The sequence below is a fragment of the Lederbergia sp. NSJ-179 genome (assembly GCF_022867885.1).
Lineage (GTDB): Bacteria > Bacillota > Bacilli > Bacillales > Bacillaceae_C > Lederbergia.
On sequence record NZ_JALIFP010000013.1, the window covers coordinates 26,973 to 39,221 of the forward strand.

Annotated in this window: 10 protein-coding genes and 1 pseudogene; 8 read left to right on the top strand and 3 right to left on the bottom strand. The window is 41.7% G+C overall.

Annotated features, from left to right (window positions below):
- Positions 1–38: 38 nt before the first annotated feature.
- Positions 39–801: pseudogene (locus tag MUB24_RS11555) on the bottom strand (AAA family ATPase).
- A 735-nt stretch (positions 802–1,536) separates the two neighbouring features.
- On the opposite strand from MUB24_RS11555, the gene MUB24_RS11560 reads away from it, so the two are divergent.
- From MUB24_RS11560 to MUB24_RS11570, 3 genes are all read left to right on the top strand, one after another.
- Entirely contained in the window at positions 1,537–2,520 is a 984-nt protein-coding gene (locus tag MUB24_RS11560) for an NERD domain-containing protein (RefSeq protein ID WP_244704160.1), read from the top strand.
- 311 nt (positions 2,521–2,831) lie between these two features.
- A complete protein-coding gene (locus MUB24_RS11565) occupies positions 2,832–3,764 on the top strand; it encodes a S66 peptidase family protein (protein ID WP_396426744.1) in 933 nt (310 codons plus the stop codon).
- Positions 3,765–3,826: 62 nt separating this feature from the next.
- A complete protein-coding gene (locus tag MUB24_RS11570) occupies positions 3,827–5,212 on the top strand; it encodes an L-cystine transporter (RefSeq protein ID WP_244704164.1) in 1,386 nt (461 codons plus the stop codon).
- Between the two features lie 72 nt (positions 5,213–5,284).
- Here MUB24_RS11570 and MUB24_RS11575 read toward each other — a convergent pair whose 3' ends face one another.
- Positions 5,285–6,088: a YihY/virulence factor BrkB family protein gene (locus tag MUB24_RS11575; protein ID WP_244704166.1), complete on the bottom strand. Its 804-nt coding sequence runs from the start codon at positions 6,086–6,088 to the stop codon at positions 5,285–5,287.
- Positions 6,089–6,365: 277 nt separating this feature from the next.
- Here MUB24_RS11575 and MUB24_RS11580 point away from each other — a divergent pair, with 277 nt between their 5' ends.
- Complete coding sequence (locus tag MUB24_RS11580) at positions 6,366–6,911, top strand: metallophosphoesterase (RefSeq protein WP_244704297.1); 546 nt, start codon at positions 6,366–6,368, stop codon at positions 6,909–6,911.
- Positions 6,912–7,049: 138 nt separating this feature from the next.
- Here the strand turns inward: MUB24_RS11580 and MUB24_RS11585 are convergent, their stop codons facing one another.
- The gene (locus tag MUB24_RS11585) at positions 7,050–8,030 is read right to left on the bottom strand and encodes an NAD(P)H-quinone oxidoreductase (protein WP_244704168.1); all 981 of its coding nucleotides are present in this window, start codon (positions 8,028–8,030) and stop codon (positions 7,050–7,052) included.
- A 95-nt stretch (positions 8,031–8,125) separates the two neighbouring features.
- Here MUB24_RS11585 and MUB24_RS11590 point away from each other — a divergent pair, with 95 nt between their 5' ends.
- From MUB24_RS11590 to anmK, 4 genes are all read left to right on the top strand, one after another.
- Positions 8,126–9,343, top strand: coding sequence for a CynX/NimT family MFS transporter (locus tag MUB24_RS11590; protein ID WP_244704170.1), 1,218 nt, complete (start codon positions 8,126–8,128; stop codon positions 9,341–9,343).
- 47 nt (positions 9,344–9,390) lie between these two features.
- On the top strand, positions 9,391–9,579 hold the full coding sequence (locus tag MUB24_RS11595; protein ID WP_244704172.1) for an SE1832 family protein: 189 nt from the start codon (positions 9,391–9,393) through the stop codon (positions 9,577–9,579).
- Between the two features lie 219 nt (positions 9,580–9,798).
- Complete coding sequence (locus MUB24_RS11600) at positions 9,799–10,704, top strand: BadF/BadG/BcrA/BcrD ATPase family protein (protein ID WP_244704174.1); 906 nt, start codon at positions 9,799–9,801, stop codon at positions 10,702–10,704.
- A 4-nt stretch (positions 10,705–10,708) separates the two neighbouring features.
- On the top strand, positions 10,709–11,863 hold the full coding sequence (gene anmK / locus MUB24_RS11605; RefSeq protein ID WP_244704176.1) for an anhydro-N-acetylmuramic acid kinase AnmK: 1,155 nt from the start codon (positions 10,709–10,711) through the stop codon (positions 11,861–11,863).
- Positions 11,864–12,249 lie beyond the last annotated feature (386 nt).

The following is a 12,249-nucleotide window of genomic DNA, read 5'->3' on the forward strand; positions in this document are numbered from 1 at the left end:
CTTCTTTCGACAAAATTCGGGTAGTGCTAGGCACCGTTTTATTCACTATTAAACAAATGATGTAAAAGTCTCTCTTTATCCTCAAAAAATTGCTTGAAAAGCAGATAGTGATTTGTTTCTTCTAAGGCCTTTTCTTTTATACCATCCTCAGAAAATTCATAGATGATGGAATGAGGATAAGCCATAAGTAAGGGGGAATGGGTAGCAATAATCAATTGGGAATCCTGCATCACAAGCTCATGGATTCGGGATAACATGGATAATTGCCTTAGAGGGGACAGGGGTGCCTCAGGTTCATCTAATAGATATAGTCCCATTCCTTTAAAGCGATTAAGGAATGTAGCAAAAAAGGATTCGCCATGTGATTGTTCGTGCAGGGAAACTCCGCCAAATTGATCAATGATCTTCCCCCCCTCCAAGTGGTTCGCTATCCAACTCTTCAATATTGGAGGCTACATTATAATAGGTTTCGGCCCTTAGGAAAAATCCATCCCTTGGTTTCTGGACCCCCTTGATTAAACGTAAATACTGTTCTAATGGGGAATGTGAATCATAGGTAGAAAAGTTAAAGTTGAAGCTCCCCCCTTCAGGATTAAAGCCGTACGCAATGGCGATGGCCTCCAATAAAGTTGATTTACCCATCCCATTTTCACCGATCAAATAGGTGACTTGCGGATGTAAAGAAAGCTCATCAAGTGCTTGAACAACAGGCAAATAAAATGGATATTCAGAATGGGATGGAATATATTCTTTGAGAATTTTGATCCTTTTCATATACTGTGTGGATTCATCTAATGGCATCCCTACACTCCCCCAGATTAAAAAAGTCCTTCCTTAGTCCTGCAGGATGCAGGTCACAAAGGCGTGGCGATTGTTCTCGCGAATTTAGCCTTTGATCCTTACTCTATTTTAACGAAAGTGAAGGGGAATTGTCATCATTCCTATCTGATATTATCGAAAAACAACTTTTGATTCATAGAAAGGAGAGCATCGATCAATTAACTGCGGGATCGGACCAATTAGTTTGAGGTTTCGCCCGATTAACTGCAGGCTCCGCCCAATTAGTCTGAGGTTTCGCCCGATTAACTGCAGGCTCCGACCAATTAGTCTGAGGTTTCGCCCGATTAACTGCAGGCTCCGCCCAATTAACCCCAAGTTTCGCCCGATTAACAGCGGGCTCCGCCCAATTAACCTCAAGTTTCGCCCAATTAACATCGAGATTCGACCAATAAGCACCGAGTTACGCCCAATAAGTCTCATCGTCCGCCTATTGACATCTCAATGGGCAATTTTTATGTGATATAGGTTCTAGGAGCGATTTGCGGGCAGATTGTACCCGTATTTAAAGCAACCGCAACAGAATGGGAGGTTGCTGCTCCTTCTCCATAATTTTGGAAGCTATTCATTAAAAATTTAAAGGATTTCTTCACTTTTTGACGAAGTTAATTATGTGGCCTACAGGATGTAGGTCACGAAGGCGTTGCCATAGGACATGGCGCTTTTAGCTTTCGATTATTATATAAAGAAGGTGATGATTTGAGTAAAATCAAAAAGAGAAGAGAAAATTCAATTGAACAGGAGAAACTTGAGGCCTTGTTGAGACGAATACCAAAAAGTCATCCGAGTTGGTATAAAGTGGAATCCCGATTGGCCCGATGTATTTCTGGTTTATATGGAGAGAAATCACTTGATTATTACATCTCACATATTCCTCATGAAGAGCTTTTTATTTTTCAAAGTCTACGTTTACCCCTTCCAGACGATTCCTTTTTTCAAATGGACTTTCTGCTTTTAGCTCCTGAAACCATCATTATTTTAGATTCTAAAAATCATAAAGGTCGTATTTTTATCGAAGAAAATCAGATGACAAGAGAGTTGAATGACGAGATAGAATCGTTTTCCAATCCAATTCAGCAGGTCGAAAATCAGCTTTTTCATTTAATTGGATTACTTCGTCGCTCTTCGTTTCCGATCCCACCAACCGCTGCGTTTGTAGTATTTACCCATCAATCATCGATTATTTTATCTAATTCTGCCTATCCCGCTGTCGCAAAGCAAGTTATCCGACCGGATGCTATCAGGCAAAGAGTCGGAAATTTTCATCGGCAGCATTCGAGAAAAATCTTCACTAGGAAAGAAATGCTCCAATTATCACGTTTGTTTGTAAAGCTTCATACACCAGAAAATCCCGACGTCTTGAAAAAATATAAGGTAGATCAAAATGAGCTTTTAACGGGGATCTATTGTGAGACCTGCAAAAGTTTTACTGTTGTGAAGGAAAGAGTATGGATATGCCAGAGGTGCAAAAAAATTGATAACACCGCCCCGATTCGTGCATTACTTGATTATTTTTATTTGATAGGAGAAGAGATCACGAATGCGAAGTGCCGTCAATTTTTGCGGATACCGTCTCAATCTGTCACTAAAGCGTTGCTCTGCTCACTGAATCTCGAAGTCATCGGGAAAGGGAGAGCAACCACGCACAAACTTTCCATCAAAGCCCTAAAAAGCAAATTATAATTTTAGAGAAAATTAGTGCAAAAAGGCAACGAAAAAGGCAACAAATTAGGAACTCCGAAATGTTATTTTTAAATACTCTGACCAATTCACTACGAGTTCGGACCAATTAACCTCAAGTTTCGCCCGATTAATCTCATCATTGAACCAATTAGTGCTGAGTTTCGCCCAATTAGTGCTGAACTTCGCCCAAATAGCAACCATGATGCATAATCAGGGATTAACCCAAGATCACTGAAATGAGAATAAAATGTGGTAGAAGGATTATGAGACTGTTTGGCGAAGTCTAATTTCAGGGGGAGATGGCGATGAACATAAGACAAGGAAATTTACTGAGAAAAGGAGACAGGATTGGGATCACAGCGCCGGCTGGTCCAGCCAGCGAGGAAAAGCTGCATCAGGGGACTTCCGCTATAAAAAAGCTCGGTTTTCAATTGAAAGTAGGCAGGACTTGTTATCAAAATGAAGGAGGCTATTTAGCAGGCCCGCCTGAAATGCGTGCGAATGAACTGAATCAGATGTTTGCCGATCCGACGATAGCGGCTATATTTTGCTTGCGTGGCGGCTATGGGTCCATGCAAATTCTTCCTTTTCTGGATTTCGATCTGATCAAACACAATCCGAAGATGTTGATTGGCTATAGTGATATCACAGCCTTGCATATTGCCTTGCAGCAAAAAAGCCGTTTAGCGACGATTCACGGTCCTATGCCCGCATCGGATTTGCCTGCCGCGTCTGAGTTCACAATTCAATCTTTACTAAAAGTTTTAACGAACTCGGATCCTATCGGGCAGATTGAAAACCCGCCTGGAGAAAAGATAGAATGTCTTGTACCTGGGAAGGCGGAGGGGATTTTAACTGGAGGGAATTTGGCGCTGATCACCAGTTTACTGGGTACACCTTTTGAAATAGACACAAAAGGGAAGATCTTATTTCTGGAAGAGGTTGGAGAAGAGCCTTATCGAATTGATCGCATGCTGACTCAACTGGCGCTAGCTGGAAAGTTTCATGATGCAGAGGGGATTGTGTTGGGAAGCTGGACACATTGCCAATCTAAACATAATCCTCATAGTTTTCAAGTACAAGATCTATTTCATAGAATTATTGCACCGTTTGGAAAACCGACTATTTTTAATGTGAAAGCAGGTCATTGTGAACCGACACTAACTTTACCAATGGGAGTACCCGCCATATTGCACGCATCTGAAGGAAATCTTACTTATTTTAATCAACAATCTCGGTTATGAATCCAATAATGTGGGAATATACTAGGGAGGATTCATAATAGATTAAGGAAGGAGTCGCTTTCATGGATACCTTGTGGATAATTGTCAATATCATACTGTTCCTTTTGTTCATAGGTCTTTTATTTTATATGCAGAAAAAGCATCTCTCTTTTTCAAAGCGTGTCTTTGCTGCGCTCGGCTTAGGGATTGTTCTTGGACTTTATATACACCTTATTTATGGGACAGAATCAAACGTGACAACGCATTCGATTGAGTGGTTTAATATTGTGGGCAGTGGTTATATATCTTTTCTAAAAATGATTGTCATGCCTCTTGTGTTTATTTCGATTGTATCCGCCTTTACGAAGTTAAAATTAACAAGTAATCTGGGAAAAATTAGTGCATTAGTGATCGGAATCTTAATAGGGACAACTGCGATAGCGGCAGCGGTTGGGATCGCAACAGCATTAGGTTTTGATTTGGAGGGAATCGAGCTTGAAGCTGGGGAAGCGGAGTCAGCTAGAAATACGGAGTTAGAGCAAACCGTCGGGGATGTGGAAAACATGACAATTCCCCAACAAATTATTAGCTTATTCCCTCAAAATCCCTTTATGGAGCTAACAGGAGCGCGACCAACCTCTACGATCGCGGTGGTCATTTTTGCTGCTATCATTGGAATCGCTTATTTAGGTGTAAAAAGAAAAGAACCAGAACATGCTGATTTTTTCGCGAAGATTATTGAAACCATTTATACGATCGTGATGAGGGTTGTTACTTTAATCCTCCGTTTAACCCCCTATGGTGTTTTAGCTTTAATGGCAAAAGTGACCGCAACAAGTGATTATTCGGCGATTATCAAGCTAGGAAAGTTTGTGATTGCCTCTTATGTAGCACTGATTATTATGTTTGTCATACATTTACTTTTACTCTTATTAGCCGGAAGAAATCCACTAACTTATATTAAAAAAACAATGCCTGCCCTGACATTTGCGTTTACTTCACGTTCCAGTGCTGGCACATTGCCGCTTAATATTAAAACACAGCATCAGGAGCTAGGTGTGTCTGAAGGGATTGCCAATTTTGCTGGATCATTCGGACTGTCCATCGGGCAAAATGGCTGTGCAGGTATTTATCCAGCTATGTTAGCGATCATGGTTGCCCCAACCGCAGGGGTGAATCCGCTTGATCCTGTCTTTCTTGGTACCTTAATTTTAATTGTGGCGATTAGTTCATTTGGGGTGGCAGGTGTCGGAGGAGGGGCTACTTTTGCGGCTTTACTTGTCCTATCTGCGCTAGACTTACCAATAGGAATCGTCGGTCTATTAATTTCTGTTGAACCATTAATTGATATGGGAAGAACAGCCTTAAACGTTAGTGGAAGTATGACAGCAGGGGTGCTAACCAGTAAAGTGACGGGAGAACTTGATGAGAATGTCTATAATCAACCGAAACAAAGCTTAGAAATATAATAAAATCCCGGATATCTCAAAGTCGAGACATCCGGGATTTTTTTTCAGCAGTAGGCATATTTTAAAAGTTCTTCATTCCTTTTTATCAATCCAAGAAGCGTTCAATAATCCTCCAATCAGTAGTACAGCGGCGGTAAAATAAAACCAAATCATGAGTACAATGATATTGGCCATGTACCCATAAAGCCGTGTGTAACTAGCAAAATAAGTGACATAAGACGAAAAACCAATGGTGACAGTTTGCCAGCCAATCGTAGAAAATACGGCTCCTGGTAAGGCATGACGAAACGTCACTTTAGAGCTAGGTACGATCTTGTATAAGAGGAGAAAAAAGAAAAATAAATAGATGGAACCCGTTCCCCATTTTATCACAGCCCACCAATGATAAAATGATGGAGGGAAATGAACATGTGCAATAAGGAAAACTCGACTAATTTCCTCCCCAATGGGGATCAACAGCGAAAAAGTTAAGGTAATCATTAAACCAGCTGTTAAAATGAGATCTTTTCCTAAAGCAAGGAAAAAAGTTTCTTGACGAACGACACGATAGGCATCATTCATGGATCTGACAAGCGCCTGGACAGCCATGGAGGCAATCCAAAAAGCTGCGAGCAGGCTAAATGAGGCAAGTTTTGTCTGCCTCCTCCCAATAATCCCCATAATATTATCCTTTATAAGGGTGAAGCTTCCTTTCGGAATATAAGGCTCCAACACGGTTAGCACATCCTCCGAATGGACGGGGAAAAAGCTGATAATCGCAAAGGAAAAAACTAAGAATGGGAAAATAGCCAACATAAAATAATACGCCATTAACGCAGATTGATCATGAAATCGCTCGAGAAAAAAACGCTTTAGTAAAGACAAAACTATATTCATCACAAAATCATCCTCTAGTTCACAGCTCTTATTATCTTTAGCTGTTGGACGTCATTTGAAACATGGGATTAAGATTTGTTTGAGAATAAGAAAAGCGCAAGCGCCTTGGTCAGCCCCGACAAGCAAATGTTCTGAGACAAGAAAAGTCCGGTTTTGACTTTTATTGTCTCAGGTTATTTAGTGGAACATCGGCTAAGGTCGCCACGTCCTGTGGCAACGCCGATGGACTCGCATCCTGCGAGCCTCTCGGGGCTAGGCGCTGGAGCTAGATCCAAACATTAGCCAATTTTTATGCTTTCTTACCTTTGGGCCGGAAAACTTTAAGGGAACTGTTTACTCCTTTGATTATGGAGATGCCCATTTTGCCGTATTAAATACAGAAACAACCAAAGCTGGATTAATGGAACAAGCAGAATGGTTGAAAACCGATGTGGCGAAAGTGAAAAAGAAATGGATGATTGTCATTTACCATCGCTCACCCTATCATTCTAATCCCACTTCTGGCAGTGAAAGGGTGAAAGAGGTATGGACACCAGTATTTGATGATTTAGGAATAGATTTAGCGATTTCCGGTCATGATCATTCTTATGTACGAACGTTTCCGTTGAAGAATGGGGTAGTCGATCAAACAGGAACAACTTATATGATCGCTGGTTCCACAGGGCAAAAGTTTTATGGGGCAACCCTGCAGCCTTATATGGATGCATTCTTTGATGAAAAAACACAGGTTTACACGAGAGTATTGATAAATAAGGAAGGTATTCACATACTGGCAAAAGCACGGGATGGTAGGATTGTCGATCAATTTCTTATAGAAAAATAATCCCTTGGATAAAAGGGACTGTCCAATAAGTCATTTTTTGGCTATTGGATGCCCCTTTTCAAGCTCAAGAATATGGATATATTCACATTTTTGAAATCCAAATTTCAATAATATGCCCCTTTTCGGACAGCCCCTTCATTAAGGATTAACTCGTAAGACAATCTTTCCGGCATTTTGGTTTTGTTCCATATATTCATGCGCCTTATTGGCGTCTTTCCAATCCCATATGGAATCAAGGATTGGTTTTAATTGGCCAGAGGCAAATTTTTCTAGTGCAAAATCGGAAAAGTCTTTTGTTAATTGGCTTTTCTTTTCTGATGTCTGAGAACGTAGGGCTGTACCAATCACTTGAATTCTTTTGAAGAGCAGTTTACTAAGATCTACTTCTTTTACTTTCGCACCACCCATTGTTCCAATTAAGATTAATTTTCCATCTGTCGTTAAGGAACGGATATTTTCTTCCCAATAGCTAGCACCAATGAAATCGAGGATGAGATCGACTCCTTGATTAGAGGTGACTGCTTTTACCTCAGAAGAAAACGGCCCTTGCTTGTAATCAATCGCATGATCGGCGCCTAAGGAAAGGCAAAGCTCTCTCTTTTCAAGTGTTCCAGCGGTTACAAGTATTTTGGCGCCTATTTCCCTGGCGAGTTGGATTGCGGCTGTTCCCACACCACTTGCCCCTGCATGGATAAGAATGGTTTGTCCCTTTTTTAATCCTCCAAGCCAAAACATATTTAAATAGGCAGTCAAAAACACTTCAGGAATGGCGGCTGCTTGTTCAAAAGAGAGCGATTCTGGAATACGAATACCCATACTTGCGGGGATGGAAACATATTCTGCATACCCTCCCCCCGGAAGAAGGGCACAAACGCGGTCACCCTTTTTCCAGCCGGATACTTCATCCCCAACCTTCTCAATGACCCCGCTCATTTCTAAACCTAAAATAGGAGAAGCTCCTGCTGGCGGGGGATACAGTCCGCGTTTTTGCATTAAGTCCGCCCTGTTCAAGGCGGTCGCTTTCACTTTCACAAGTAACTCATTTGTCTTAATTGTTGGTTTTTCAGCCTCGCCAATCGATAATGTTTCGGTAGCTTTGTCGATAAGAATCGCTTTCAAATGTTTCCACCTCATTCACATTTTTATTAAAAATCCAGCTGCTTTATGTTATCGTATAAGAATGGGTTTTTTCTTACAAGGAAAGGGTTTTATATATGAATGATAAACACTTAAGCCGGGCATCCTCCTTTCAAAGTTTACTTCTGATTCTTGGTATTATTTTTATTGCTTTTAATTTACGCCCTGCCATTACGTCTGTGGGCCCATTGATTGGCACCATTCGCGCAGATTTTGGCATTTCCAATGGTGTAGCGGGGATGATTACGACTTTACCATTGCTGGCTTTTGCTCTTTTTTCTATCATCGCTCCAATCATAGGCAAAAAATGGGGAAATGAAGTCACTATTTTTATTAGTCTACTTGTTTTATTAGCGGGGACCCTGATTCGCTCATCTGGTCATTTAAGCCTTCTGTTCATAGGAACAGCCTTGATTGGAATCGGAATAGCCATTTGTAATGTCCTGCTGCCAGCGATTGTTAAACAACGGTATCCTTTTAAGGTGGGAATTATGACGAGTATTTATTCCACTTCGATGGGATTATGTGCGGCCACGGCATCTGGACTAAGTATCCCATTAGCTAAAGGTCTTGGGCTTGGTTGGCATAAGACACTACTCGTATGGGGGACAATTGCCCTCGTCGGAGCGATTCTTTGGTTTCCACAAGTATTAAAAAGCAGCAAAAATCCTGAATTGCAACCGGCAGGTCTATCGATTACTAGGATGTTTCGCTCTCCAGTGGCCTGGCAAGTCACCTTTTTTCTAGGCCTACAATCCATTCTTTTTTATGGACCAATTACTTGGCTTCCGGAAATTGTTATTGATAAGGGATTCAGTATAGCGGCTTCCGGTTGGATGTTAAGCTTTATGCAGTTTTCTAGTTTACCAGCCAATTTCCTCACTCCCGTATTAGCTGGAAAAATGAAAAATCAGCGACCGATTGTCATGGTTGTGGGAATTTTTTATATTGCCAGCTTAGTCGGGCTATTAATTGGCGGAAACACTTTTTTTCTTTCCGTTTGTGTCTTACTCTTAGGGGTGGCGCAAGGCGCTTGCATCAGTCTAGCCCTCACTTTATTTAGCCTGCGCTCTGCGGATTCTACACAGGCGGCTCAATTGTCAGGGATGGCCCAATCGGTCGGATATTTATTGGCTGCGATTAGTCCTATTTTAATTGGTGTATTATTTGATTATACCCAATCATGGACCTTGCCATTATTCTTCCTTTTAATCGTTGCCGTTGGAACCATTTTGTCAGGACTTGGAGCAGGGCGGGATGTGTATGTGGGAGAAGCTTCTCCTGTACGAAACTAATACGTAATTGGATAGATTTTAAGTGAAAAATAAAGAAGGATGATAACATGAATAAAAAAGACATTCAATATAAAATTGAAGATTTAAAAGCAGATTATGTTCGTTTGCAGCATGACTTGGAAAAACTTGAATATGTCAAAGGAAATTTGCATCCATTAGAGAAACAACTCGCTGGAATAGAACAAGAATTAAGGGAATGGAATAAGAAATTGGATGAGGTGGAAGAGGAATCATAAGGAGCCGACCTAAAGGAGGCTCCTTTTTTGCGCAAACGAATATTATTGGACATTTTTTTAGATACCTTTTTTCTTGTGAAGAAATACTATTGGTTATTGAATTGCGTATCAATAGGGTTGATATAAAAAGATAATCATATTAAAATGGAAATGGAATATTGTTTTAATTTGGTTGATGAATTGGTGAAATTCTAATTTGATTTTTGAAGGGGAATGTTTATGGCTTATATCATTGGCATTGATGCGGGTGGGACGAAAACAAGCGCGATGATTTTGGATAAGCAAAAAAACATTATTTTTACCGTGGAAACAGGTTTTGGTAACCCACAGGTTGATTATGATCAAGCCTCCAATCATGTATGGGAAGCAGTGTCGTCCTGTCTGCAAAGTGAATTTGGGCCAAAATGTAAGCAGATTGTGGCAGGTATTGCGGGAATTGAAGCGAAACATCATCGAGCTAATCTTGAAACATTTTTTAAACAAAGAACTTCATTACCGGTGATTCTCGTCAACGATGCTGTTTTGGCCTATCATGCCATGTTAGGGGAGGAGGATGGCATCTTAACGATTGCAGGTACAGGATCGATCTCTTATGGGCGGAATGGAGAGAAGGAAGGGTATTCCGGTGGCTGGGGACATCTTCTCGGTGATGCTGGGAGCGCTTATGATGTTGTGATTCAGGCCTTACGCAAGATAACGCTAGAGGCAGATCAAGGATTATCGCATTCACCATTATCACAGGCGTTATTGCAAAAGCTGGGTGTGCAAAAGGCAGAAGGAATGAAAGCGTTTATTTATCAGGCTGCAAAAGGAGAAATCGCCGCTTTGTCCTTGGCGATTTTTAATGAAGCGATGAACGGAGACAAGGAGGCTAAACAATATTTTTATCAAGCCGGCCGGCAATTGGCAGAGCAAACAGCCTATTTGCATCAACGATTGGCGTTAGGCCGCCCATTAAAAATAGCTTGTAAAGGTTCATTATTGGAAAAAAATCCCTATGTACAAACCGAATTTAAGGCAGCACTTTCATCATTGGTAGGGGATATAGAGTGGATAAGGAATGAGGAACCCGCTGCTATGGGGGCTTTGTCAGTGGCTTCTAGGTATGGATTTGAGAGGAGATGAGGGGATGACTCGTTTAGGCGTAGGTTTAATGTCAGGCACTTCGGTTGATGGAATCGATGCAGCACTTGTCCAAATCAAGGGATGTGGAATCGATTCAAAAGTTGAATTGCTCGGATTTTTAACCATGCCTTTTGCAGAGGAAGTAAGGCAGGAAATTTTCCAATGCCTGGATCCTGAACGTTCTAATGTGGCACTCGTTTGTCATTTGAATTTTAAGCTAGGCTATGTAATGGCTGAAGCGGTAAAGGAAGTATGTAAACAGGCGGATGTTCCATTAACAGAAATAGACTTTGTTGCTTCCCATGGTCAGACTGTCTATCATCTTCCTCACAAAGATGGGGCTTATGAGCGATCTACATTGCAGATTGGAGAGCCTGCCATTATTGCTTATGAAACAGGTACGACAGTTATTTCTAATTTCCGATCTATGGATATGGCTGCTGGTGGAGAAGGAGCTCCGCTCGTTCCCTATGCAGATTATGTCCTTTATCGGAATGATCATAAGGGAGTGGCCCTACAAAATATTGGCGGAATTGGCAATCTAACAGCGATTCCAAAACAGGCGACTTTGGATGATGTCATCGCCTTTGACACGGGTCCCGGTAATATGGTGATCGATGAACTATGCCGTTTGTTAAAAGGAAAACCATTCGATGACGGGGGCAAATGGGCAGCATCCGGCCAAGTAGACTATTCCCTGATTGAGTCTTGGATGAAAATGGATTATTTTCGCAAGGAACCACCTAAATCAACGGGACGGGAACAATTTGGCCGTCAATTTGCGATGAAAGTTATGCAAGATGCACATCATTTGCCGGCAGAGGATATGATTGTCACCGCGACTTATTTTACTGCGGCTTCCATTGCAGATGCTTACCATCATTTTATTTTCCCAAGATTTGCCATTGAGGAAATGATCATCGCAGGCGGGGGAAGTATGAATAAGACTCTGCTTCAGTATATTCAAAGCTTATTACCGACTATCGCTGTTAAGACTCAAGAGGATCTCGGTTTTTCATCAGAAGCCAAGGAGGCAGTGTCCTTTGCCATTTTAGGGAATGAGACATTAAACCATCGGCCTGCCAATGTTCCAAAAGCGACCGGTGCCTCGGAGCCGGTCATTCTTGGATCGATTACATGGGGACAGAATCGCTTTTAATCGTACCGGGAATAGAGGGGAAAGTCCGAAATCGTCACTACGAGCCGTTGATCATGATTTTAAACGCGGAAAAACTCCTGTGCGGTCATAGCGAATCGGTTGGCCGTGCCCGAAATGGCGCTAAAAGTCTAAAGAGGTAACAGCGAATCGCTTGGTTGTGCCCGAAATGTCGTCAAAAGTCCAAAGAGGTAACAGCGAATCAGTTGGCTGTGCCCGGAATGTCGCCAAAAGTCTAAAGAGGTAACAGCGAATCGCTTGGCCGTGCCTGAAATGGCGTCGAAGGTCTAAAGAGGTAACAGCGAATCGCTTGGCCGTGCCTGAAATGTCGCCAAAAGTCCAAAGAGGTAACAGCGGACGGTTGGCCGTGCCCGAAATGTCGTCAAAAG